Below are 23,160 nucleotides of genomic sequence, written 5' to 3' on the forward strand. Positions count from 1 at the left end.
ACGGGTCACGCTCGACGAAGGAATGGAGCCCGGGTGCCGCAAACCCTCAGCGAACGGATCGCGCACTTCGCGCGTCAGTACGGCCTGCTGTTCGCGCTCGACGCGCTCTCCTGGGCCGGCGCGGTGCTCGCCGCGCTGGTGCTGCGCTTCGACTTCAACCTGAGCCGGATCCACTGGGGGTGGACCGCCGTCGTGATCGGCGCAGCGATCCTCCTCCAGCTCGTGGGCGGCTGGCTCTTCTGGATCTACCGCAACCGCTACGAGGTCGGCAGCTTCGACGAGGTGCGGGCGCTCGTGCTCAACGTCACCGCCGTGATGGTGTGCGCCTGGCTTGTCGCGTACTTTGTTGGCTACGGCAACGGGATCCCGCGCAGCACGTTGATCATTGCGGCCCCGATCGCGTTCAGCCTGATGGGGGTCTCGCGGTACATCCTCCGGCTGTACGCCGAGCGGCAGATGAAGCCGGGCGAGGAGGCCGAGCGCACGCTGCTCTACGGCTCCGGGTATCTCGGCGTGCAGACCGCGAAGCGGCTGCTCACTGACGCGGCTGGCGCCGCCCTTCCCGTCGGCTTCATCGACGACGACCCGATGAAGCGCAATCACGAGGTGCGCGGCGTGCGCGTGCTCGGCAGCTTCGAAGACCTCCCGCGCGTGGCACGCAAGACCCGCGCGACGCGCATCATCGTCTGCATCGGCGACGCCGACGCCGCGCTGATGCGCCGCGTGGACAGCGCGGCCGACCGCCTCGGCATGACCGCAATGGTGCTGCCGCCGCTCGACCAGATCCTGCGCAACGCCTCGGCGATCTCCGACGTGCGCGCGCTCACCATCGAGGACATCATCGGACGCCACCCCGTGCGCCTCGAGACTGAGTCGATCGCTTCCTACCTGCAGGACAAGCGGGTGCTTGTCACGGGCGCCGGTGGCTCGATCGGCGCGGAGCTGTGCCGCCAGCTGGCACGCTTCGCCCCCGACGAGCTCATCATGCTCGACCGCGACGAGACTGCGCTGCAGGAAACGCAGCTCTCGATCAGCGGGCACGGCCTGCTCGACACGAACGACGTGGTGCTCGCCGACATTCGTGATGCGGCGACGCTCGAGCGGCTGTTCGTCGAGCGCCGGCCCGAGGTCGTGTTCCACGCCGCAGCGCTGAAGCACCTGCCCATGCTCGAGCAGTACCCCGACGAGGCGTGGAAGACGAACGTGCTCGGCACCCTCAACGTGCTCCGCGCCGCGCAGGCCGCCGGCGTCAGCACTTTCGTCAACATCTCGACGGACAAGGCAGCCAACCCGACGAGCGTGCTCGGGCACTCGAAGCGCGTCGCCGAGAAGCTCACCGCCTGGATGGCCGAGCAGACCGGGCAGCGCTACCTCTCAGTGCGCTTCGGCAACGTGCTCGGCAGCCGCGGTTCGATGCTGCCGACCTTCCGCTCCCTCATCGAGGCCGGCGGTCCGCTCACCGTCACTCACCCCGAGGTGACCCGCTTCTTCATGACCATCCCGGAGGCGTGCCAGCTCGTGGTCCAGGCCGGCGGCCTCGGGCGCCCGGGCGAGGTGCTGATCCTCGACATGGGCGAGCCCGTGAAGATCATCGACGTTGCCCGCCGCATGATCGCCCAGTCGGGGAAGAACATCGAGATCGTCTACACCGGGCTGCGCCACGGCGAGAAGCTCCACGAGGAGCTCGTCGGGGAGGGCGAGGGCAACGAGCGCCCGTTCCACCCGAAGATCTCGCACGCGCACGTCGACACGATCTCCCCGGATGTGCTGGATCACGACGGCTGGATCGCGCGCCTCAATCTCACCGATGCCGCAGAGGAGCGCGTGCAGTGACCCCCCTCGCCGTTGCCCTCCTCGCCGGCGGGCTGACGCTCGCGCTCAGCCTCGCGCTGCCCACCGTCGTGAAGCCGCTGCTCGTGCGGCTCGGGATCATGGACGTGCCGAACGAGCGGTCGTCCCACGAGCGGCCCGTGCTGCGCGGCCTCGGGCTCGCCATTCTCATCGCGATGCTGGTGGGAGGCATCGTCGCCGTGCTGCTGTTCGCGGTGCCTGGCTGGTCGGGGCACGCGGTCTGGGATGTGCTCGTCGTCGTCGTGGGCGGATCCCTCCTTGCTGGCCTGCTCGGGCTCGCCGAGGATCTGCGCGGGATCAGTGTGCCGGTGCGCAGCGCCGCGCTGCTGCTCATCGCGGCGGGCTCCGCGACGGGCGTGCTGTTCGCGGTCGGCCGGTTCGGTGACGCGGGGAACGGAGCCGGTCACGGGCCGGGGCTCGCCGGGGGAGCGGCGCGCCCGCTCATCGGTCCGCTCGCCGAGTACGGGCCGCTGAACTCCGTGACGGTGAGCGCGCCGCAGCTGCCGATCTGGGGTGCCGTGCTCGTCGTCGTGTACGCGGTGCTGTTCATCTCGAGCTACATCAACGTCGCGAACTTCATGGACGGGCTCAACGGGATCAGCGGCTTCCACGGCGTGATCGCCGGCCTCACGTTCGCGGCGATCGGCGTGTTCCAGGACATGCCGTGGCTGCTCGCGGCCGGGCTGATCCTCGCCGCCGGCTTTGCGGGCTTCCTGCCGTGGAACCTGACGAAGCCGGGCGCGTTCATGGGGGATGTTGGCAGCTACCTGCTTGGCGGCGCGACCGCGGTGACGAGCTTCGCGGCGCTTATCGCCGGTGCGCCGCTCCTCGCGACGATCGGCCCGATGGTCATCTACTTCGGCGACGTCGGGGTGACGCTCGTGAAGCGGGTGCGTGCTGGCAAGCGCTGGGACGAGCCGCACAAGGAGCACACGTACCAGCGGATCCAGCAGCGCGGCTACTCGCACGTCCAGGCGTCCGGCATGACGGCGGCGTGCACGCTCGCGGCGTCGCTGCTCGGCCTTGCCTCGTGCTTCGCGCCGCTGTGGGGCACGCTGCTGCTGCTCGTGGGCGGCGTCGCGGTGCTGCTCGTCTACTTGGCGCTCCCGCGCGTGCTCCCGGCGCGCGCGGCGTAGCTGGGGGCTGGGGGCTGTGCTGCCCGCCGGGCCGGCCACCCGTTACGCCCCCTCCGCGCCCGCCCACGCCTCCGCTGACATTGAGTTGGGGTTTGCTCCGCTCAGCGTCAACCGTTCCGGCTCTCTCCCCAACAAAGATCTCGGGAGAGGTTGGGTGGGGTGTGCGGGCTCGGGATCGGGATCGGTGTGAGTTTGTGCCGGTATGCGCGCGCATAGCGGGCTGGAGTCACACTAAATTCGGGGGAGGGCGGGCGCGGGATCGGGGAGCGGGTACGCGCGGGATCGGGAGCAGGGCGCGCAGCCGGGATTTCCGCGCGAACACGCGCGACACGCCCGGGTTGCACGAAGCATATTCCGTGTGTCAGAATAGACAGGTTCAGTACTCCGCGCTTCGGTGCGGATCACTGCCAGGCAGTGCATAATCACCCGGTCCGCCGGGGTTAGGCCGCGGGTAGCGAACACAACCACACGCCAAACGGCGGCCAGACTTTGTCCGGCCGTCTTTGTGTGTGCGGGCCACGTGCGAGAGCGCGTGGTTTTGACAGGTGAACAGAGACCCAGCACATGCGCCTCGGAAGGGGTGCCGCTGCCAGGGCGCTGGTACGCAAGACGTCCAATGCCGCTCGCCCCTCGGGGTGCGCAGTACGACGCAAGTAGAAAGTAGAGATGTCATGGCGGGACAGAAGATCCGCATCCGACTGAAGTCGTATGACCACGAGGTCATCGACAACTCCGCGCGCAAGATTGTCGACACGGTGACCCGCGCAGGTGCCACTGTGATCGGCCCCGTGCCGCTCCCGACGGAGAAGAACGTGATCGCTGTGATCCGTTCGCCCCACAAGTACAAGGACAGCCGCGAGCACTTCGAGAAGCGCACGCACAAGCGTCTGATCGACATCGTCGATCCCACCCCCAAGGCCGTCGATTCGCTCATGCGTCTCGATCTCCCGGCCGACGTCAACATCGAGATCAAGCTCTAAGGGGGGATCGAATCATGGCAGTAGAACGCAATGTGAAGGGTCTCCTGGGCACCAAGCTCGGTATGACGCAGGTCTGGGACGAGAACGGCAAGATCGTTCCGGTCACCGTGATTGAGGTTGCTCCCAACGTCATCACGCAGATTCGCACCCCCGAGGTCGACGGCTACAACGCCGTGCAGATCGCCGCGGGCGCAATCGACCCCCGCAAGGTCAACAAGCCGACCGCTGGTCACTTCGAGAAGGCCGGCGTCACGCCGCGCCGTCACGTGACCGAGGTTCGCACGGCCGACGCAGCGGAGTACACGCTGGGCCAGGAGCTCACCGTCGATGGCACCTTCGAGGCCGGTCAGAAGATCGACGTCGTTGGCACCTCGAAGGGCAAGGGCTTCGCCGGCACCATGAAGCGTCACAACTTCAAGGGTGTTTCCGCATCGCACGGTGCGCACCGCAACCACCGTAAGCCCGGCTCGATCGGTGGCGCAGCTACCCCGGGTCGCGTCTTCAAGGGTCAGAAGATGGCCGGTCGCATGGGTGGCGATCGCGTCACCGTGCAGAACCTCACCGTGCAGGCGATCGACGCTGAGAAGGGTCTCATCCTGGTCAAGGGTGCAGTTCCCGGCGCTCGCGGTCGTCTCGTTTTCGTTCGCAACGCAGTGAAGGGGGCGTAGTTCATGGCTACCGCTACCAAGCTCGAGGTGCTCGACGCGAAGGGCAAGAAGGCCGGGTCGGTTGACCTGCCCGAGGCTCTCTTCGGCGCCGAGACCAACGTCCCGCTGATCCACCAGGTGGTCACCGCTCAGCTCGCAGCTGCGCGTCAGGGTACGCACAAGACCAAGAACCGTGGCGAGCGCTCCGGTTCGGGTGTCAAGCCGTTCAAGCAGAAGGGTACCGGCCGCGCCCGTCAGGGTTCGGTTCGTATGCCTCAGCACCGCGGCGGCGGCATCGTTCACGGGCCCGTGCCCCGCGATTACTCGCAGCGCACCCCCAAGAAGATGATTGCTGCGGCGCTCCGCGGCGTGCTCTCGGACCGCGCTCGCGCGAACCGCCTGCACGTTGTCGACGGCTTCGGCATCGGTGACAAGCCCAGCACCAAGACCGCACGCGAGTTCCTCGCTCAGGTCGCGCCGGGCAAGCGCGTGCTCGTGGTCGTTGACCGCGCGGACGAGCTCACCACGCTGAGCGTGCGCAACCTGCCGTTCGTTCACGTGCTGTTCCAGGACCAGCTCAACGCTTACGACGTCGTCGTCAGCGATGACCTCGTCTTCACCAAGGCTGCCTTCGACCAGTTCGTCGCCGGCCGTGCCGCTCAGGAGGACACGAAGTGAGCCTGAACAAGTCTGCACACGACGTCATCATTCGCCCGATCGTTTCGGAGAAGAGCTACGGCCTCATCGACACGAACGGCCAGTACACCTTCGAGGTACAGCCGACGGCGAACAAGACCGAGATCAAGCTCGCGATCGAGCAGGTCTTCAACGTTAAGGTCGAGAAGGTCCGCACGCTGAACCGCAAGGGCAAGACCCGCCGCACCCGCTTCGGCGCTGGCAAGCGCAAGGACACCAAGCGCGCCATCGTCACGCTGAAGTCGGGCTCCATCGACATCTTCACGGCTGCGCTGTAGAAGGGGCGAGAAGGAACACACTATGGCTATTCGCAAGTACAAGCCGACGACCCCGGGTCGTCGCGGTTCGAGCGTTGCTGATTTCGCTGAGATCACCCGCTCCACGCCCGAGAAGTCGCTGCTTCGCCCGCTCCCCAAGACGGGCGGCCGCAACAACCAGGGCCGCATCACCACCCGCCACATCGGCGGTGGCCACAAGCGCCAGTACCGCGTCATCGACTTCCGTCGCAATGACAAGGACGGCGTCAACGCCAAGGTTGCGCACATCGAGTACGACCCCAACCGCACGGCGCGCATCGCGCTGCTGCACTTTGAGGACGGCACGAAGCGCTACATCATCGCGCCGAACAAGCTGAAGCAGGGCGATATCGTCGAGTCGGGTCCGGCCGCCGATATCAAGCCGGGCAACAACCTTCCGCTGAAGAACATCCCGACCGGTACCGTGATTCACGCGATCGAGCTGAAGCCAGGCGGGGGTGCCAAGATGGCGCGCTCGGCAGGCGCGTCGGTTCGCCTCGTCGCGAAGGACGGCCCGTACGCTCAGCTGCGTCTCCCCTCGGGCGAGATCCGCAACGTCGACGCGCGCTGCCGCGCGACCGTCGGCGAGGTCGGCAACGCCGAGCAGTCGAACATCAACTGGGGTAAGGCCGGCCGTATGCGCTGGAAGGGCGTCCGCCCGACCGTGCGTGGCGTCGTCATGAACCCGGTCGATCACCCGCACGGTGGTGGCGAAGGCCGCACCTCGGGTGGCCGTCACCCGGTCAGCCCCTGGGGCCAGAAGGAAGGCCGCACGCGCCGTCCGAACAAGGAAAGCGACAAGCTCATCGTGCGTCGCCGCAATGTTGGCAAGAAGCGCTAGTCGGCAGGTAGGAGAATAGAAGATGCCTCGTAGTCTCAAGAAGGGCCCCTTCGTCGATAACCACCTGCTGAACAAGGTGGTTGTCCAGAACGAAGCTGGCACCAAGAACGTGATCAAGACCTGGTCGCGCCGCTCGATGATCATCCCCGCAATGCTGGGACACACCATCGCGGTGCACGACGGTCGGAAGCACATCCCCGTGTTCGTCACGGAAACCATGGTCGGTCACAAGCTGGGCGAGTTCGCGCCCACTCGCACCTTCCGCGGTCACGTGAAGGACGACAAGAAGGGCCGTCGCCGCTAAGCGGTGACGTGAAGGAGGAGAGAGAAATGGTGGAATCGACCGCACGCGTGCGTCAGATCCGCATCACCCCCCAGAAGGCCCGTCGCGTTGTTGACCTGGTTCGCGGGAAGAATGCACAGGAGGCGCTTGCCATCCTGAAGTTCGCCCCCCAGGCTGCCGCCGAGCCCGTGTTCAAGCTGGTTGCCTCGGCGATCGCGAACGCACGTGTGAAGGCCGACGCGGAGAACCTGCGTCTCAACGAGGACGAGCTGGTCATCGCTCGCGCCTATGTCGACGAGGGCACGACGCTCAAGCGTTTCCGCCCCCGTGCGCAGGGCCGTGCGTTCCGGATCAACAAGCGGACCAGCCACATCACCGTCGTTCTGCAGACGGCTGATGAGCTCGCGACCGCGAAGAAGGGAGCCAAGTAAATGGGCCAGAAGATTCATCCCTACGGCTTCCGCCTCGGGATCACCACTGACCACGTCTCGCGTTGGTTCTCGGACTCGACCAAGCAGGGCCAGCGCTACGCTGACTACCTGGCCGAGGACATCAAGATCCGCCAGCACCTGACGAAGCAGCTGGACCGCGCAGGCGTGTCCCGCGTGGAGATCGAGCGCACCCGCGATCGTGTCCGCGTGGACATCCACTCGGCGCGTCCCGGCATCGTGATCGGCCGCCGTGGCGCCGAGGCTGAGCGCATCCGCGCCGACCTCGAGAAGCTCACGGGCAAGCAGATCCAGCTGAACATCCTTGAGGTGAAGAACCCCGAGGCTGACGCTCAGCTCGTCGCTCAGGGCATCGCCGAGCAGCTCGCTGCGCGCGTGGCGTTCCGCCGCGCGATGCGCAAGGGCCTGCAGGGTGCTCAGCGCGCCGGTGCCAAGGGCATCCGTATCCAGGTCTCCGGCCGTCTGGGCGGCGCCGAGATGAGCCGTTCGGAGTTCTACCGTGAGGGTCGCGTGCCGCTGCACACGCTCCGCGCGAACATCGACTACGGCTTCTACGAGGCGAAGACCACCTTCGGCCGCATCGGCGTGAAGGTCTGGATCTACAAGGGTGACCTCACCAACAAGGAACTCGCTCGCGAGCAGGCGGCCCAGAAGCCGTCGCGCGACCGCGGCGACCGCCGCCGTGCGCCCCGTGGCGCGCAGGCCGAGGCTGCACCCGCTGCAGCAGGAGCGGAGAAGTAAGCATGCTGATTCCTCGTCGAGTCAAGTACCGCAAGCAGCACCACCCCAGCCGCAGCGGCCAGTCCAAGGGCGGCAACACCGTCGCTTTTGGTGAGTTCGGGATCCAGGCACTGACCCCCGCGTACGTGACCAACCGTCAGATCGAGTCCGCTCGTATCGCCATGACGCGTCACATCAAGCGTGGTGGCAAGGTGTGGATCAACATCTACCCCGACCGTCCCCTGACCAAGAAGCCTGCGGAAACCCGCATGGGTTCCGGTAAGGGTTCGCCCGAGTGGTGGGTGGCCAACGTCAAGCCGGGCCGCGTCCTCTTCGAGGTCGCCGGCGTCGATGAGCAGCTCGCACGTGAGGCGCTGACCCGCGCCATCCACAAGCTGCCGCTCAAGGCCCGTATTATCAAGCGCGAGGAGGGCGACGCGTAATGGCGATCGGTACCAAGGAACTGGCCATCACGGAGCTCGACTCGTTCGAGAACGAGCGTCTGGCCGAGGAGCTCAAGAAGGCAAAGGGTGAGCTCTTCAACCTGCGATTCCAGTCGGCCACCGGCCAGCTGGAAAGCCACGGTCGTGTGCGCCAGGTGAAGCGCGATATCGCGCGCATCTACACGGTGCTCCGCGAGCGTGAGCTCGGCATTCGGGTGACCCCCGCCGCTGAGACTGCTCCCGCGAAGGCGAAGAAGAGCACCAAGAAGACCGAGCAGGCGGACGCCGCCGCTGAGACGAAGGAGGCCTAAGAATGGCTGAGGTCGAGAAGGAACAGCGCGGCTACCGTAAGGCTCGCCGTGGCTACGTCGTCAGCGACAAGATGGACAAGACCATCGTCGTCGAGGTCGAGGACCGCGTGAAGCACCCGCTCTACGGCAAGGTGATGCGTCGTTCGTCGAAGGTGAAGGCCCACGACGAGCAGAACACCGCCGGCATCGGCGATCTCGTGCTCATCCACGAGACCCGTCCGCTGAGCGCTTCGAAGCGCTGGCGTCTGGTCGAGATCCTCGAGAAGGCGAAGTAAGCCCTCGCGGCTTACTGATTGAAGGAGTAACAAGTGATTCAGCAGGAATCCCGACTCAAGGTTGCCGATAACACCGGCGCCAAGGAGTTGCTCACGATTCGCGTCCTCGGTGGCTCGCGACGTCGCTACGCCGGTCTCGGCGACACGATCGTTGCAACCGTGAAGGACGCAATCCCCGGCGGCAACGTGAAGAAGGGTGAGGTCGTCAAGGCCGTCATCGTTCGCACGCGCAAGTCGACCCGTCGCGTTGATGGCTCGTACATCAGCTTCGACGAGAACGCTGCCGTCATTCTCAAGGCCGACGGGGAGCCCCGCGGCACCCGTATCTTCGGGCCGGTCGGTCGTGAGCTGCGCGACAAGCGCTTCATGAAGATCGTCTCGCTCGCACCGGAGGTGATCTAGTCCTATGGGCCAGAAGATCAAGAAGGGTGACCTCGTCGAGGTCATCACGGGTCCGTCGCAGGATCGCGGCGGCTACAAGGGCAAGCAGGGCAAGGTCATCGAGGTGTTCACCGAGACCGACCGTGTGATCGTCGAGGGCGTGAACTTCGTGACGAAGCACGTCCGCGTCGGCCAGTCCGAGCGTGGCACCCGCGAGGGTGGGATCGAGACCGTTGAGGCCCCGATCCACATCTCGAACGTCGCAGTTGTCGATCCCGAGACGAAGAAGCCGACCCGCGTTGGCTTCCGCGTCGAGGAGATCGAGAAGGACGGCGTCAAGAAGACCGTCCGCGTGCGCTACGCCAAGTCGTCTGGGAAGGACCTCTAATGTCTGAGACCAAGATCCAGCCCCGCCTCAAGGCAAAGTACCGCGGCGAGATCGTCGAGCAGCTCCGCGAGGAGTTCAACTACGCGAACATCATGCAGGTTCCCGGCGTCGTCAAGGTCGTTGTGAACACCGGTGTTGGCGAGGCAGCTCGCGACAGCAAGGTGATCGAGGGCGCAATCGCCGACCTCGTGAAGATCACCGGCCAGAAGCCCATGGTCACGAAGGCTCGCAAGTCCATCGCGCAGTTCAAGCTGCGTGAGGGCCAGGCCATCGGCGCGCACGTCACCCTCCGCGGTGACCGCGCGTGGGAGTTCCTTGATCGCCTCATCAACCTCGCACTGCCGCGTATCCGCGATTTCCGCGGACTTTCGCCTAAGCAGTTCGACGGAAACGGCAACTACACTTTCGGTCTGACCGAGCAGAGTGTGTTCCACGAGATCGATCAGGATAAGATTGACCGCGTGCGTGGCTTCGACATCACTGTCGTGACCACCGCCCAGTCTGACGACGAGGGCCGTGCGCTGCTTCGCGCACTCGGCTTCCCGTTCAAGACCGACAACTAAATAGTCCAAGCGGTGCGGGTGCCCGGGGATTCCCCGGGCACCCCATCCGCATGTCACCCAGGTCACGCTCCGTGTAACGGTGCGTGATACCAGGCGAGAAAGAAGAGTCACTCATGACGATGACTGATCCGGTCGCAGATATGCTGACCCGGCTGCGCAATGCCAACTCTGCGCATCATGACGACGTTTCGCTCCCCGGCTCCAAGCTGAAGGTGCGAATCGCGGAGATCCTCAAGCGCGAGGGCTACATCAAGGACTGGAAGGTCGAGGACGCACGCGTCGGCACGACCCTCACCATGTCGCTGAAGTACGGCCCGAACCGCGAGCGCTCCATCGAGGGCATCAAGCGCGTGTCCAAGCCCGGCCTCCGGGTGTACGCACGCTCGACCGAGATCCCGAGCGTGCTCGGCGGCCTCGGCATTGCGATCCTGTCCACGTCCTCCGGTCTCCTGACCGACCGCGAGGCTGACCAGAAGGGCGTTGGCGGGGAAGTCCTCGCTTACGTGTGGTAAGCCGTCATGTCACGTATTGGAAAGCTTCCCATCACCGTTCCCGGTGGTGTAGACGTCAAGATCGATGGCCAGAAGGTCACGGTTAAGGGCACGAAGGGCGAGCTGTCGCTCGTCGTCGCAGAGCCCATCCGCGTTGCTGTCGAGGAGGGCCAGGTTGTGGTCACTCGTCCCGACGACGAGCGCGACTCCCGAGCGCTGCACGGCCTGACCCGCACGCTCATCAACAACAACATCATCGGTGTGACCGAGGGCTACTCCAAGCAGCTCGAGGTTGTCGGCACCGGCTACCGCGTGCAGCAGAAGGGTGCAGGCCTCGAGCTCGCGCTCGGCTTCTCGCACCCGGTGCTCGTCGACGCTCCCGAGGGCATCACGCTCGCTGTTGAGGGCAACACCAAGATCACCGTGAGCGGGATCTCCAAGCAGGCGGTCGGCGAGGCCGCTGCGAACATCCGCAAGCTGAAGAAGCCGGAGCCCTACAAGGGCAAGGGCATCCGCTACGCGGGCGAGAACGTTCGCCGCAAGGCTGGAAAGGCTGGTAAGTAACCATGGCCGCTAACATCACCCGTGCAAAGGGTCGTTCGGCTGCGCGCGTGCGCCGCCACACCCGCCTGCGCAAGAAGATCGTCGGCACGGAGCTCCGTCCCCGTCTCGTGGTGACCCGCTCGTCGCGTCACGTCTTCGTGCAGGTTGTTGACGACTCGAAGGGCATCACCCTCGCGTCGGCATCGACCATGGAAGCCGATCTCCGCGCTCACGAGGGCGACAAGACGGCGAAGGCCCGCAAGGTTGGCGAGCTCGTCGCCGAGCGCGCGAAGAACGCTGGCGTTGAGGCAGTCGTCTTCGACCGTGGCGGCAGCAAGTACGCCGGCCGTGTTGCAGCGATCGCCGACGGCGCTCGCGAAGGGGGGCTGACCCTGTGAGCAAGGAAACGAAGGAGCAGGAAGTGTCCGCAGAGACCCAGACCGCTGAGTCCTCGGCCACTGAGGCCCAGGGCACGGATCACCGCAACGAGCCCCGCGAGCAGCGTCGGGGGAGCCGCGACCGCGGCACCCGTGGCGAGCGCGGCGGCCGTGACCGCAACGAGAGCCAGTTCCTCGAGCGCGTCGTCACCATCAACCGCGTCTCCAAGGTCGTCAAGGGCGGCCGTCGCTTCAGCTTCACCGCGCTCGTCGTGGTGGGCGATGGCAACGGCACCGTTGGCGTCGGCTACGGCAAGGCGAAGGAGGTGCCCCTCGCCATCTCCAAGGGTGTCGAGGAGGCTAAGAAGAACTTCTTCCGCGTGCCCCGCGTTGGCAGCACCATCCCGCACCCCGTGCAGGGTGAGGCAGCAGCCGGTGTGGTGCTCCTCCGCCCCGCAGCGGCAGGTACCGGTGTGATCGCCGGTGGCCCCGTCCGCGCCGTCCTTGAGTGCGCCGGCATCCACGACGTGCTGAGCAAGTCGCTCGGTTCGTCGAACACCCTGAACATCGTGCACGCGACCGTTGAGGCGCTGCAGCTGCTCGAGGAGCCCCGCTCCGTCGCAGCTCGCCGTGGCCTTGACTTCGACCGCGTCGCCCCGGCTCGCATCGTGCGCGCCGAGGCGAAGGCTGCGGCCGACGCTGCCGCGAAGGCAAAGGCAGGTGCGTAATGGCGAAGAGCCTGAAGATTACGCAGACGAAGTCCGTTATCAGCGAGAAGCAGAACCAGCGTGAGACGCTGCGGAGCCTCGGCCTCAAGAAGATCGGCCAGTCGGTCGTTCGTGAGGACACGAAGGCCAACCGCGGGTACGTTCGCGCCGTTGCTCACCTGGTAGAGGTTGAGGAGATCGACGCATGAGCGAGAAGAACGAGGAGCGCGAGCAGGTGCTGAAGGCTCACCACCTTCGCCCGGCACCCGGCTCAAAGAAGGCCAAGACCCGCGTGGGTCGCGGTGAGGGTTCCAAGGGTAAGACCGCTGGTCGCGGCACCAAGGGCACCAAGGCGCGCTACCAGGTCAAGGCGGGCTTCGAGGGTGGGCAGATGCCGCTGCACATGCGCACCCCGAAGCTGCGCGGGTTCAAGAACCCGTTCCGCACCGAGTACCAGGTCGTCAACGTTGCCAAGCTCGCAGAGCTCTACCCCAAGGGTGGCGACGTCACGATCGAGGATCTCGTGGCCAAGGGTGCCGTCCGCAAGAACCAGCCCGTCAAGGTGCTGGGCGACGGCGACATCCAGGTCAAGCTCACCGTTTCGGTTGACAAGGTCTCCAGCTCGGCTGAGCAGAAGATCGTTGCGGCCGGCGGCGAGGTCAAGTAAGGATCCCGACGGGATTCTGACTGAGTCGAGCTGAGCTCGACACCGCGGGGGCGGTGGAGCGGCAGAAATGCCACTCCACCGCCCCTGTCTCTTTCTTCCCCGGGTGTCCACGAACGGCCGGGATATTGGTGAGGCAGCCCGCACAGCGTGTAGGCTGGAGCAATTGGTTCTCGTCGTCAGGCGACGGCCCCGTACGACGCCCCCAGGAGGCAGCTTTTGTTCAGCGCTATCGGACGGATCTTTCGGACACCCGATCTGCGGCGAAAGATCGTCTTTACGCTCGCGATTGTTTCGCTCTTCCGGCTCGGATCGTTCATCCCCGCCCCGTTCGTTGACTTCAACAACGTGCAGGCCTGTCTGGTAGCCAACCAGGCGCAGGGGACCTCCGGTCTCTACGACATGATCAACCTCTTCAGCGGTGGCGCTCTGCTCCAGCTGTCGATCTTCGCGCTCGGGATCATGCCGTACATCACGGCGTCGATCATTACGCAGCTGCTGCGCGTCGTCATCCCGCACTTCGAGTCGCTCCACAAGGAGGGCCAGGCGGGCCAGGCGAAGCTCACGCAGTACACCCGCTACCTCACGATCGCCCTCGCGATCCTGCAGTCGACCACGCTCATCACCGTGGCGCGCTCGGGCCAGCTGTTCGGCGCCTCGGCAAACCAGGCCTGCCAGAACCTCGTGTCGCAGGAGTGGTGGGCGATCCTCATCATGATCATGACCATGACCGCGGGCACTGGCCTCATCATGTGGTTCGGTGAGCTCATCACCGAGCGCGGCATCGGCAACGGCATGTCCCTCCTCATCTTCACGTCGATCTCGGCGACCTTCCCGAGCGGCATGTGGGTCATCAAGGAGTCGAAGGGCTGGGAGGTCTTCTTCCTGGTGCTCCTCGTCGGGCTCCTCGTTGTCGCGGCCGTCGTCTTCGTCGAGCAGTCGCAGCGCCGTATCCCGGTGCAGTACGCGAAGCGCGTGGTCGGCCGTCGCACCTACGGCGGCTCGAGCACGTACATCCCGATCAAGGTGAACATGGCGGGCGTGATCCCCGTCATCTTCGCCTCGGCGATCCTCTACCTCCCCGCCCTCATCACGCAGTTCAATCAGCCGCAGATCGGCGAGGATCCGAAGCCGTGGGTCGTCTGGGTGCAGAACAACCTCGTGATGGGCGATCAGCCGCTCTACATGCTGGTGTTCTTCCTGCTGACGATCGGTTTCACCTTCTTCTACGTGCAGATCACCTTCAACCCGGAGGAGGTCGCGGACAACATGAAGCAGTACGGCGGCTTCGTGCCGGGGATCCGCGCCGGCCGCCCGACGGCCGAGTACCTCAACTACGTGCTGACCCGTATCACGAGCGCTGGCTCGCTCTACCTCGGTCTCATCGCGCTCATCCCGCTGATTGCGCTGTCGTTCTTCGGCGCCAACCAGAACTTCCCGTTCGGCGGCTCGTCGATCCTCATCATCGTGGGCGTTGGCCTCGAGACGGTGAAGCAGATTGACGCACAGCTGCAGCAGCGCCACTACGAAGGGCTCCTCAAGTGACGGACACCACCACACGCCTCCTCATCATCGGCCCGCCCGGGGCAGGCAAGGGCACCCAGGCCACGCAGATCGCCGAGCGCTTCGGCGTTCCGGCCATCTCGACCGGCGACATCTTCCGCGCCAACATCAAGGGCGGCACGGAGCTCGGCCAGCAGGTGCAGGCCATCATCGAGCGCGGCGAGCTCGTTCCCGACTCGCTGACCAACGAGATCGTGGCGGATCGGCTCGCTCAGGCTGACGCGGCCGCAGGCTTCCTGCTCGACGGCTACCCCCGCAACGTCGAGCAGGTGCACGCGCTCGACGGCATGCTCGAGGGCGACGCGCTCGACGCGGTCGTGCTGCTCGAGGTCGACACCGAGGCGGTCGTCGCCCGCCTGCTCAAGCGCGCGGAGCTCGAGGGCCGCGCCGACGACACGGAGGACGTGATCCGGCACCGCCAGGACGTGTACGCCGAGCAGACGGCGCCCCTCGTTGAGCTCTTCACCGAGCGCGGCATTCTCGTTGCGGTCGACGGTCTCGGCACCGTCGACGAGGTCGCAGCGCGCATCGCGGCGGGCCTCGACGCCCAGCTCGCAGCGAAGGCGGGTCGCTAGGTCGTGGCTCGTCGGGGACTGTTGCGCCGTTCGATCTATAAGTCGCCGGCACAGCTGCGGCTGATGGTGGAGCCGGGGCTCGCCGCCGCCGCGGCGATTGCCGCGATGCGCGAGGCCGTGCGGCCCGGCATCACCACGCTGGAGCTCGACGCGATCGCTGAGGACGCGATCCGCTCGCGCGGCGGGGCCCCGAACTTCATGCTGGAGCCTGGCTACCGGCACACGATCTGCGCGAACGTGAACGACCACGTCGTCCACGCGATCCCCGGCGATCGGCCGCTCGCCCCGGGCGACATCGCCTCGCTCGACGTCGGCGCCGTGATCGGAGGGTGGCACTCCGACACCGCGATCACGGTCACGCTCCCGGATCACGCGCGACCCGAGCTCACCGCCGCGAACGAGAAGCTGAGCGACGTCACCGAGCAGGCCATGTGGCGCGGGATCGCGCGTCTCGCGACCGCCAAGCACCTCAACGAGGTGGGGGAGGCGGTGTCCGCGTACGTGCGCGCGAACAGCGACTTCGGTGTACTCGAGGATTACATCGGGCACGGCATCGGACGCAGCATGCACGAGGACCCGCCCGTGTTCAATGTCCCGGTGCGCCAGCGCGGCCCCGAGGTAAAGCCGGGTCTCGTCGTTGCGATCGAGCCGATCATCTCGGCCGGCGGGATCGACACCGACATCGAGGACGACGACTGGACCGTCACGATCGCCGACGGCTCGATGAGCGCCCAGTGGGAGCACTCGGTCGCGGTGCACGCCGACGGCATCTGGGTGCTCACCGCGGAGGACGGCGGGGCCAGCGGCCTCGCGCCGCTCGGGATTGCGCCCGTCCCGATTCCCTAGCGCTGCTGCGCTGCCGCGCTGCCGCGCCGAGACCGCGCGCATCTTTCGAGATCGCGCAGATTCTCGAGACAATCCAGGCGATCTCGAAAGATGCGCTCGGCTGGGCGGGCGGGCGTGCTGAGGGGTGCGAGACGCCACCCGCCGGGCTTTACAAAGTCCCCGTCGGCGAGTACGCTTGACATTTGGTGCTTTGCGCCTGTTTTCGTGTTCTCGAAAGCGGGCGCTTGGCATTCGCAAGACCAGTACATCCTACGCAAGCGATAGTGAGGCTATGGCGAAAAAAGACGGCGTCATCGAGATCGAGGGACAGGTTGCCGAGGCTCTGCCCAACGCGATGTTCCGCGTTGAGCTGACCAACGGACACAAGGTTCTCGCCCACATCTCGGGCAAGATGCGCCAGCACTACATCCGCATTCTCCCCGGGGACCGCGTGATTGTGGAGCTGACGCCCTACGATCTGACCCGCGGCCGCATCGTCTACCGCTACAAGTAGGAGCTGCTGGAAAGTAACGGCAGCCGGCATCCCGGTTGCACGAGGACAGCGAACTCCGCGAAGGAAACATCATGAAGGTTAATCCCAGCGTCAAGCCGATCTGCGATCACTGCAAGGTCATCCGACGCCACGGCCGCGTCATGGTGATCTGCAAGAGCAACCCCCGCCACAAGCAGCGCCAGGGCTAACACCCTGCCGCTCGGCGGTCTCGCAGAGCACACAACTCAATATCTGATCCAGCGCATCGAAGAACCCGGGCACACTGTGCGCGGGGGACACCTCGGGGCGGAGGCCCGAACCCCCGATGCGCGACATACCTCCACTACCGCAAGGAGAGCCACACATGGCACGTCTCGCAGGAGTCGATATCCCACGCGACAAGCGCGTTGAGATTGCACTCACCTACATCTACGGCGTTGGGCGCACCACCGCGCTGAAGACGCTCGCCGATACCGGCATCGACGGCAACATCCGCGTCAAGGACCTCAGCGACGATCAGCTCGTCGCGCTCCGCGACTACATTGAGGGCAACTTCAAGGTTGAGGGTGACCTCCGCCGTGAGGTCGCCGCCGACATCCGCCGCAAGGTGGAGATCGGAAGCTACCAGGGCCTCCGTCACCGTAAGGGCCTGCCCGTGCATGGTCAGCGCACCAAGACGAACGCTCGTACCCGCAAGGGCCCGAAGCGCACCGTCGCCGGCAAGAAGAAGTAATCGCCGGTCCTCTCGACCATCACATAAAGCTTTTCAGGAGAATACTCAATGGCTGCACCAAAGACGGCGGCTCGCAAGCCGCGTCGCAAGGACAAGAAGAACGTGGTCGTGGGCCAGGCCCACATCAAGTCGACGTTCAACAACACCATCGTTTCGATCACTGACACCACCGGTGCTGTGATCAGCTGGGCCTCCTCGGGTGGCGTGGGCTTCAAGGGTTCGCGTAAGTCGACGCCCTTCGCTGCTCAGCTGGCTGCCGAGTCGGCCGCCCGCAAGGCGCAGGAGCACGGCATGAAGAAGGTTGACGTCTTCGTGAAGGGTCCGGGCTCGGGCCGCGAGACCGCGATCCGCTCGCTGCAGGCCGCAGGCCTCGAGGTGGGGTCGATCAACGACGTCACCCCGCAGACGCACAACGGCTGCCGCCCCCCGAAGCGCCGCCGCGTCTAAGGAGCTCGCGCTACTTCCCGGCGCGGTGGGTTCGCCCGCCGCGCCGGGAAGGCGCCGAGACCCCGTTTGAGGGTCTCGGGTGCACAGAGGACATCCCTCATTCCCGATACCGCATGAGTCATATAGCGGACTCCAGCGAAAGGACCACACACCTTGCTCATTGCACAGCGACCCACTCTGACCGAGGAGTCGATCTCCGAGTACCGTTCACGCTTCGCCATCGAACCGCTTGAGCCTGGCTTCGGCTACACGCTCGGCAACTCGCTGCGTCGCACGCTGCTGTCGTCGATCCCCGGCGCCGCAGTGACGAGCGTCCGCTTCGAGGGCGTCGCCCACGAGTTCACGACCATTGCGGGCGTGACCGAGGACGTCACCGAGATCATCCTCAACATCAAGGACCTTGTCGTCTCGAGCGAGCACGATGAGCCCATCACCGCCTACCTGCGCAAGACCGGCGCAGGCGAGGTGACCGCCGCCGACATCTCCGCACCCGCCGGTGTTGAGGTGCACAACCCTGAGCTCGTCATCGCGACGCTCAGCGATTCGGCGCAGTTCGAGCTCGAGCTGACGATCGAGCGTGGCCGCGGCTACGTCTCGGCCGCGCAGAACCGGAACGAAGACGCCGAGGTTGGCCGGATCCCCGTTGATTCGATCTACTCGCCGGTGCTGAAGGTCACCTACCGCGTGGAGGCCACGCGTGCCGGTGAGCGCACCGACTTCGACCGCCTCGTCGTCGACGTGGAGACGAAGCCCGCGATCAGCCCCCGCGACGCGATCGCGTCGGCCGGTTCGACCCTGGTCGAGCTCTTCGGGCTTGCGCGCGAGCTCAACACCGCAGCCGAGGGCGTCGAGATCGGCCCCGCGCCGGTTGAGGTGGTCACGGAGGGCGAGCTCTCGATCCCGATCGAGGACCTCGACCTGTCGGTGCGCAGCTACAACTGCCTGAAGCGTGAGGGCATCAACACGGTGAGCGAGCTCGTTGCGCTCTCCGAGGCTCAGCTGATGAACATCCGCAACTTCGGCCAGAAGTCCGTCTTCGAGGTGCGCGACAAGCTCACCGAGATGGGACTGTCGCTGAAGGACGCAGTGCCCGGCTTCGACGGTGCGCAGTTCTACAGCTACGAAGACGACAACAACTAATTCACGATCCGTCGCCAGCGACCCGATCGTAAACTTACTGGAGTAAACAATGCCGAAGCCCAACAAGGGCCCCCGCCTCGGAGGCGGCCCCGCTCACGAGCGCCTGATGCTCAACCAGATGGCTGCGCAGCTCTTCGAGCACAAGCGCATCCAGACCACGGAGACGAAGGCGAAGCGCCTGCAGCCCGTGGCCGAGCGCCTCGTCACGTTCGCCAAGCGCGGCGACCTGCACGCGCGCCGTCGCGTGATGCGTCAGATCCTCGACAAGTCGGTCGTGCACGAGCTCTTCACCGAGATCGCGCCGCTCGTCGAGAACCGCGAGGGTGGCTACACCCGCATCATCAAGACCGGCTACCGCAAGGGCGACAACGCTCCCATGGCGGTCATCGAGCTCGTGCTCGAGCCGGTGCAGCCCAAGGCGAAGGCCGCGAAGGCTGAGCCCAAGGCTGAGAAGGCGGCTCCGGTCGAGGATCCCGCTGAGGTCGTCGAGGACGCCGCTGAGGCGACCGAGGAGGCCGCTGAGGTCGAGGCTCCCGCCGAGGAGAAGGCTGAGTAACACTCACCTCACCCGCTGAAACGCCCCGCTGATCTGTGGATCGGCGGGGCGTTTCGCTGTCTCCGGGCCTGTGGCGCTCCCCGCTGCGCCCCCCCCCCGCCGCGCTCGCAGACGAGCGCTCAGAGGATCGGGGTCAATTGGGCAGGGTGTCGCCGACCCGGACGCCGCGACACCCTGCCCAAGTGACCCCGATTCGCGCGGGCCGGGGCAGGAGGGGGTGAGGGGGCATGAGGGGGCATGAGGGGGGCGGGAGGCTAGCGGCGGGGGAGCGCGAAGCCGCGCGCCTCGCCTGGCGCCTGCAACTCCTCGAGCGCGCGCTGCACCGAGGCCGCGTAGATCTCCCCACCGCTCGGGTTCGGGTGGATGTCGTCGCCGGCGAGCGCGTCCGGCACGCCGGTCACGGCGCCCGTCCAGTCGGCGACCACCACGCCGCGGCGGCCATCCGCGAAGCGCTCGAGCTCCTCGTTCACGCCCGGGATCCAGTCGCGATCGGCGTGCGCGTTGACGAGCACGATGGGGCGATCGCCTGCCGTGCGTGCGAGCGCGTCGAGCTCCTCGGGGGCGACCGGACCGTTCGTCCCGAGCCCGACCACGAGGATGGGGCGGAGCCTGCCGCTTGCCGCCCACTCGTCCGCGAGCTCGACCCCGACCCCCATGCCGCGCGACACGGCGGCGTCCACCTCGATGCCGGGCAGCGCGGTTTCGAGCTCGGGCAGGCTCGCGAGCATCACGGAGTCGCCGAGCGCGGTGATGCTGTCGCCGCGGGGGAGAAGCGGACCGGGCGGGAGCGCGGGCTCCTCGCCGGCCCCCGGCTTGGGATCGCTGCCGTCCGGCGCGCTGGGCGTGCCCGCCCCGGGCCTGGTGCTCCCGGGCTGCTCCGCCGCCGGTTTCTCCGCCGCGGCGTCGAGCGCGTCCTGCCCCCGCGCGATGGCTGCCGCCGCCGTGGTCTGCTCCGGCGCCTGCACGATCGCCACGGCCGTCGCGGGGATCGTCAGGAGGAGCACCGCGCCGAGCGCGATGGTGACGCCGCGCTGGCGCGGCGTGTACCCCGCCGGCCGGACGGCCAGGCGGAGCGAGCGGCGCAGCCCGAACCTGCGCACGGGCTGTTCGAGGAAGCGGTACGAGAGTGCGGCCGCGAAGAACGTCGCCGCGCCGGCGATGAGCGCGACCGACCAGGGGGTCGCCCCCGCGCCGAGCGCCGCCGAGACGATGAGCAGCAGCGGCCAGTGCCACAGGTAGATTCCGTAGGAGCGCTCGCCGACCCAGCGCAGCGGCGCGACGTCGAGCGCGCGGCCGATCCAGGCCCCGTCCCGCGTCACCGCCCACACGAGCGCGAGCGACGCGACGATGGCCAGCTGGAAGCCGCCCTCGAAGCTCTGCGCGCTGCCCTCCGGCAGGGTGATGGCGAGCCAGGCGAGCACACCGAGCGCGGTCGCGGCGAGCGCCCCGAGGAGGAGCTGCCTGAGGCGCGTGAGCCGCGCACGCGGCGCGGCGTCGCGGCGCGGGTGAACGAGCGTCGCGAGCGCGGCACCCCAGAATAGGCCGAAGGTGTGCGTGTCCGAGCCGAAGTAGATCCTGGTCGGATTGGCCCCCTGCTGGGACAGCGTGAACATGAGGGCGGCTGAGGCGATTCCGAGCGCCGTGAGGAGCACCGCGCGGCTGCTGCGGCCGCGCAGCCGCATGAGCGCGATGATGAGCAGCGGCAGCAGGATGTAGAACTGCTCCTCGATCGAGAGCGACCAGGTGTTGCGGAAGAGTTCCGGCGTATCGCGTGCGAAGTAGTCGGCGCCGTTCGCGATGAACACCCAGTTGCTGACGAAGAACGCGGTGCCCGCGATCTGGCGGCCGAGCCCGACGAGCAGATCGCCGCCGACGAGGAGGGCGAGCGAGGAGCAGACGAGCAGCACGAGACCGAGCGCCGGGAGGAGTCGCCGCGCGCGGCGGCGCCAGAACGCGCCGAGCCTGATCCCGCCGCGCAGCTCCACCTCGCGGAAGAGGAGCGAGGTGATGAGGAAGCCGCTGATCGCGAAGAAGATGTCGACGCCGAGGAAGCCGCCTGGCAGGGCGCGCGGGAAGAAGTGGTAGACGAGCACGAGCCCGACCGCGATGGCGCGCAGCCCATCGAGCCCGCCGAATCGGCCGGGCTGGGGGCGGGTGCGTGGCGAGGGAGAGGTCATCGAGGGAGGCTTTCGGGTGGCAGGCAAGGGCGAGCCCACCACGATCCAGTCTACGCGGCGCGCCTGAGCGGCGCGCCCACACGCTGGGCTGCGCGGCAACGCGCCGGTCTGGCAGGATCGTGGTGTGGAAAGTGAGCCGGAAACTCCGCTGGTGCGTGTGCGCCTCGACCTTGCGTACGACGGCACCGACTTCGCCGGTTGGGCGGCGCAGCCCGGTCTGCGCACCGTGCAGGGGGAACTGGAGGCGGCGCTCGCCGTGCTGCTTCGGCGTGACTCGGCTCGGCTCACCGTCGGCGGGCGGACGGACGCCGGCGTGCACGCGCGCGGCCAGGTGGCGCACCTTGACGTCACCGCGGCGGAGCTCGCGAAGTGGGATGGTCGCGGCGCCGAGACGCGCGATGAGGCGGAGCGCACGCGCCACCGCGCGCGCAAGCTGAACGGGGTGCTCAAACGCGGGGCCGCCGACATCGCGGTGCACGCGGTGCGCGAGGTTCCGACGGCGTTTGACGCGCGCTTCGGCGCCCTGCGCCGCCGCTACGAGTACCGGCTGCGCGACGACGCCGCGCGCCGGGACCCGCTCACCGCGCGCTTCACCGCCGATGTGGCGCAGACGCTCGACCTGGAACGGATGCAGCGCGCCGCCGACGAACTGCTCGGCCTGAACGACTTCACCACGTTTTGCAAAGCGCGCGAGGGGGCAACGGCGGTGCGTGAGCTGCTGTGCTTCGAGTGGCGCCGCACGGAGGACGGCGCGTACGCCGCGCGCATCGAGGCCGACGCGTTCTGCCACTCGATGGTGCGTGCGATGGTGGGCGCCGTGGTGGCGGTGGGCAGCGGGCGCATCACCGAGGGCGAGCTCGTCGAGCTGCGCGACGCGCGCGCCCGCAGCAGCCGGTTCACGGTGATGCCGGCGAACGGGCTCTCCCTCGAGGAGATCGCCTACCCAGCAGATGAGGATCTGGCCGCCCGCGCCGAGCAGACCCGAGCCCGCAGGGATCCCCTCGCGGAGGAGTAGCGCCGCCGCGTGTGCTAAAGTTGTTCTTTGGTGCGCAAGCACCCGATTTGTTGAGCCCTCCATCGTCTGAGCACCCTCCGGGGACCGGGCAGCGGAGTGGGATTCACGAAACACCTCCAATTCGACAGAAAGCAGCACGATAGTGACTCGCACGTATTCGCCGAAGGCCGCTGAGCAGAAGCACGACTGGCTCGTCATCGACGCCACCGATGTGGTGCTCGGCCGCCTGGCATCGCACGCGGCAGCCCTGCTCCGCGGCAAGCACAAGACCACGTTCGCTCCCCACATGGATATGGGCGACTACGTCATCGTCATCAACGCCGACAAGGTCGTCCTGACCGCGAACAAGGCCGCGAAGAAGAAGGCGTACCGCCACTCGGGCTACCCGGGCGGCCTCCGCTCGATGAGCTACACCGAGCTCCTGGAGAAGAACCCCGAGCGCGCCGTCGAGAAGGCGATCCGCGGCATGCTCCCGAAGAACTCCCTCGGCGCTGACCAGTTCCGCAAGCTGAAGGTCTACAAGGGTGCCGAGCACCCCCACGCTGCGCAGCAGCCCACCCCGTACACCTTCGGCCAGGTCGCGCAGTAACCGCG

At 66.9% G+C, this 23,160-nt stretch carries 34 protein-coding genes; 33 read left to right on the top strand and 1 reads right to left on the bottom strand.

Annotation, left to right across the window (positions count from 1 at the left end; all coding sequences use genetic code 11):
- The first annotated feature begins 33 nt into the window (after positions 1-33).
- The 31 genes from EGM46_RS05000 to rplQ all read left to right on the top strand — a co-directional run bounded on the left by EGM46_RS05000 (position 34) and on the right by rplQ (position 19,374).
- On the top strand, positions 34-1,833 hold the full coding sequence (locus EGM46_RS05000) for a polysaccharide biosynthesis protein (protein ID WP_125099076.1): 1,800 nt from the start codon (positions 34-36) through the stop codon (positions 1,831-1,833).
- On the top strand, positions 1,830-2,987 hold the full coding sequence (locus EGM46_RS05005) for a UDP-phosphate alpha-N-acetyl-D-fucosaminephosphotransferase (RefSeq protein WP_125099077.1): 1,158 nt from the start codon (positions 1,830-1,832) through the stop codon (positions 2,985-2,987). Before EGM46_RS05000 ends, EGM46_RS05005 begins: the two co-directional genes overlap by 4 nt.
- A gap of 671 nt (positions 2,988-3,658) precedes the next feature.
- Complete coding sequence (gene rpsJ / locus EGM46_RS05010) at positions 3,659-3,967, top strand: 30S ribosomal protein S10 (protein ID WP_025133701.1); 309 nt, start codon at positions 3,659-3,661, stop codon at positions 3,965-3,967.
- Between the two features lie 14 nt (positions 3,968-3,981).
- Positions 3,982-4,635 (top strand): 50S ribosomal protein L3, encoded by a 654-nt coding sequence (gene rplC / locus EGM46_RS05015; RefSeq protein ID WP_125099078.1) that lies wholly within the window; start codon positions 3,982-3,984, stop codon positions 4,633-4,635.
- Positions 4,636-4,638: 3 nt separating this feature from the next.
- Positions 4,639-5,292 carry a 50S ribosomal protein L4 gene (gene rplD / locus EGM46_RS05020; RefSeq protein ID WP_125099079.1) on the top strand — a complete coding sequence of 218 codons (654 nt, stop codon included), beginning with the start codon at positions 4,639-4,641 and terminating at the stop codon, positions 5,290-5,292.
- Complete coding sequence (gene rplW / locus EGM46_RS05025; RefSeq protein WP_125099080.1) at positions 5,289-5,588, top strand: 50S ribosomal protein L23; 300 nt, start codon at positions 5,289-5,291, stop codon at positions 5,586-5,588. Before rplD ends, rplW begins: the two co-directional genes overlap by 4 nt.
- Positions 5,589-5,610: 22 nt before the next feature.
- The gene (gene rplB, locus EGM46_RS05030; RefSeq protein ID WP_125099081.1) at positions 5,611-6,447 is read left to right on the top strand and encodes a 50S ribosomal protein L2; all 837 of its coding nucleotides are present in this window, start codon (positions 5,611-5,613) and stop codon (positions 6,445-6,447) included.
- 22 nt (positions 6,448-6,469) lie between these two features.
- Positions 6,470-6,751, top strand: a complete 282-nt coding sequence (gene rpsS / locus EGM46_RS05035; RefSeq protein WP_025133706.1) for a 30S ribosomal protein S19 — start codon at positions 6,470-6,472, stop codon at positions 6,749-6,751.
- A 26-nt stretch (positions 6,752-6,777) separates the two neighbouring features.
- Positions 6,778-7,161 (top strand): 50S ribosomal protein L22, encoded by a 384-nt coding sequence (gene rplV, locus EGM46_RS05040; RefSeq protein WP_125099082.1) that lies wholly within the window; start codon positions 6,778-6,780, stop codon positions 7,159-7,161.
- Positions 7,162-7,920, top strand: a complete 759-nt coding sequence (gene rpsC / locus EGM46_RS05045; protein ID WP_125099083.1) for a 30S ribosomal protein S3 — start codon at positions 7,162-7,164, stop codon at positions 7,918-7,920.
- Between the two features lie 2 nt (positions 7,921-7,922).
- Positions 7,923-8,342: a 50S ribosomal protein L16 gene (gene rplP / locus EGM46_RS05050; protein WP_017885320.1), complete on the top strand. Its 420-nt coding sequence runs from the start codon at positions 7,923-7,925 to the stop codon at positions 8,340-8,342.
- Positions 8,342-8,653: a 50S ribosomal protein L29 gene (rpmC, locus tag EGM46_RS05055; RefSeq protein ID WP_125099084.1), complete on the top strand. Its 312-nt coding sequence runs from the start codon at positions 8,342-8,344 to the stop codon at positions 8,651-8,653. Before rplP ends, rpmC begins: the two co-directional genes overlap by 1 nt.
- Before the next feature lie 2 nt (positions 8,654-8,655).
- The gene (gene rpsQ, locus EGM46_RS05060) at positions 8,656-8,928 is read left to right on the top strand and encodes a 30S ribosomal protein S17 (RefSeq protein WP_025133710.1); all 273 of its coding nucleotides are present in this window, start codon (positions 8,656-8,658) and stop codon (positions 8,926-8,928) included.
- Positions 8,929-8,961: 33 nt separating this feature from the next.
- A complete protein-coding gene (gene rplN / locus EGM46_RS05065) occupies positions 8,962-9,330 on the top strand; it encodes a 50S ribosomal protein L14 (RefSeq protein WP_025133711.1) in 369 nt (122 codons plus the stop codon).
- 4 nt (positions 9,331-9,334) lie between these two features.
- The gene (gene rplX / locus EGM46_RS05070; RefSeq protein ID WP_125099085.1) at positions 9,335-9,697 is read left to right on the top strand and encodes a 50S ribosomal protein L24; all 363 of its coding nucleotides are present in this window, start codon (positions 9,335-9,337) and stop codon (positions 9,695-9,697) included.
- Positions 9,697-10,260, top strand: a complete 564-nt coding sequence (rplE, locus tag EGM46_RS05075; protein WP_125099086.1) for a 50S ribosomal protein L5 — start codon at positions 9,697-9,699, stop codon at positions 10,258-10,260. Before rplX ends, rplE begins: the two co-directional genes overlap by 1 nt.
- A gap of 113 nt (positions 10,261-10,373) precedes the next feature.
- The gene (gene rpsH, locus EGM46_RS05080) at positions 10,374-10,772 is read left to right on the top strand and encodes a 30S ribosomal protein S8 (protein ID WP_025133714.1); all 399 of its coding nucleotides are present in this window, start codon (positions 10,374-10,376) and stop codon (positions 10,770-10,772) included.
- A gap of 6 nt (positions 10,773-10,778) precedes the next feature.
- Entirely contained in the window at positions 10,779-11,315 is a 537-nt protein-coding gene (gene rplF, locus EGM46_RS05085; protein ID WP_125099087.1) for a 50S ribosomal protein L6, read from the top strand.
- A gap of 2 nt (positions 11,316-11,317) precedes the next feature.
- The gene (rplR, locus tag EGM46_RS05090) at positions 11,318-11,692 is read left to right on the top strand and encodes a 50S ribosomal protein L18 (protein WP_125099088.1); all 375 of its coding nucleotides are present in this window, start codon (positions 11,318-11,320) and stop codon (positions 11,690-11,692) included.
- Positions 11,689-12,399, top strand: coding sequence for a 30S ribosomal protein S5 (gene rpsE, locus EGM46_RS05095; protein ID WP_125099089.1), 711 nt, complete (start codon positions 11,689-11,691; stop codon positions 12,397-12,399). Before rplR ends, rpsE begins: the two co-directional genes overlap by 4 nt.
- On the top strand, positions 12,399-12,587 hold the full coding sequence (gene rpmD / locus EGM46_RS05100; RefSeq protein ID WP_125099090.1) for a 50S ribosomal protein L30: 189 nt from the start codon (positions 12,399-12,401) through the stop codon (positions 12,585-12,587). Before rpsE ends, rpmD begins: the two co-directional genes overlap by 1 nt.
- Positions 12,584-13,045 carry a 50S ribosomal protein L15 gene (gene rplO / locus EGM46_RS05105; protein ID WP_125099091.1) on the top strand — a complete coding sequence of 154 codons (462 nt, stop codon included), beginning with the start codon at positions 12,584-12,586 and terminating at the stop codon, positions 13,043-13,045. Before rpmD ends, rplO begins: the two co-directional genes overlap by 4 nt.
- A gap of 216 nt (positions 13,046-13,261) precedes the next feature.
- Positions 13,262-14,587, top strand: a complete 1,326-nt coding sequence (secY, locus tag EGM46_RS05110; RefSeq protein ID WP_125099092.1) for a preprotein translocase subunit SecY — start codon at positions 13,262-13,264, stop codon at positions 14,585-14,587.
- Positions 14,584-15,180: an adenylate kinase gene (locus EGM46_RS05115; protein ID WP_125099093.1), complete on the top strand. Its 597-nt coding sequence runs from the start codon at positions 14,584-14,586 to the stop codon at positions 15,178-15,180. The genes secY and EGM46_RS05115 overlap by 4 nt, the downstream gene beginning before the upstream one ends.
- A 3-nt stretch (positions 15,181-15,183) precedes the next feature.
- The gene (gene map, locus EGM46_RS05120; protein WP_125099094.1) at positions 15,184-16,026 is read left to right on the top strand and encodes a type I methionyl aminopeptidase; all 843 of its coding nucleotides are present in this window, start codon (positions 15,184-15,186) and stop codon (positions 16,024-16,026) included.
- A gap of 271 nt (positions 16,027-16,297) precedes the next feature.
- Complete coding sequence (infA, locus tag EGM46_RS05125) at positions 16,298-16,519, top strand: translation initiation factor IF-1 (protein ID WP_125099095.1); 222 nt, start codon at positions 16,298-16,300, stop codon at positions 16,517-16,519.
- A 71-nt stretch (positions 16,520-16,590) separates the two neighbouring features.
- A complete protein-coding gene (gene rpmJ, locus EGM46_RS05130) occupies positions 16,591-16,707 on the top strand; it encodes a 50S ribosomal protein L36 (protein ID WP_005050492.1) in 117 nt (38 codons plus the stop codon).
- 155 nt (positions 16,708-16,862) lie between these two features.
- Complete coding sequence (rpsM, locus tag EGM46_RS05135; protein ID WP_125099096.1) at positions 16,863-17,231, top strand: 30S ribosomal protein S13; 369 nt, start codon at positions 16,863-16,865, stop codon at positions 17,229-17,231.
- 48 nt (positions 17,232-17,279) lie between these two features.
- Positions 17,280-17,678, top strand: a complete 399-nt coding sequence (rpsK, locus tag EGM46_RS05140; RefSeq protein ID WP_025133724.1) for a 30S ribosomal protein S11 — start codon at positions 17,280-17,282, stop codon at positions 17,676-17,678.
- A 153-nt stretch (positions 17,679-17,831) separates the two neighbouring features.
- Complete coding sequence (locus EGM46_RS05145; RefSeq protein WP_025133725.1) at positions 17,832-18,818, top strand: DNA-directed RNA polymerase subunit alpha; 987 nt, start codon at positions 17,832-17,834, stop codon at positions 18,816-18,818.
- Between the two features lie 49 nt (positions 18,819-18,867).
- Positions 18,868-19,374, top strand: coding sequence for a 50S ribosomal protein L17 (gene rplQ / locus EGM46_RS05150; protein WP_125099097.1), 507 nt, complete (start codon positions 18,868-18,870; stop codon positions 19,372-19,374).
- Positions 19,375-19,628: 254 nt separating this feature from the next.
- Here rplQ and EGM46_RS05155 read toward each other — a convergent pair whose 3' ends face one another.
- A complete protein-coding gene (locus tag EGM46_RS05155) occupies positions 19,629-21,551 on the bottom strand; it encodes an acyltransferase family protein (protein WP_125099098.1) in 1,923 nt (640 codons plus the stop codon).
- Between the two features lie 124 nt (positions 21,552-21,675).
- Between EGM46_RS05155 and truA the strand changes: the two genes are divergently transcribed.
- Positions 21,676-22,566, top strand: a complete 891-nt coding sequence (gene truA, locus EGM46_RS05160; RefSeq protein WP_241156190.1) for a tRNA pseudouridine(38-40) synthase TruA — start codon at positions 21,676-21,678, stop codon at positions 22,564-22,566.
- 142 nt (positions 22,567-22,708) lie between these two features.
- The gene (rplM, locus tag EGM46_RS05165; protein WP_025133729.1) at positions 22,709-23,155 is read left to right on the top strand and encodes a 50S ribosomal protein L13; all 447 of its coding nucleotides are present in this window, start codon (positions 22,709-22,711) and stop codon (positions 23,153-23,155) included.
- The last annotated feature ends 5 nt before the right edge of the window (positions 23,156-23,160 follow it).

Source organism: Leucobacter chromiireducens (assembly GCF_003917135.1).
GTDB classification, from domain to species: Bacteria; Actinomycetota; Actinomycetes; order Actinomycetales; family Microbacteriaceae; genus Leucobacter; species Leucobacter chromiireducens_A.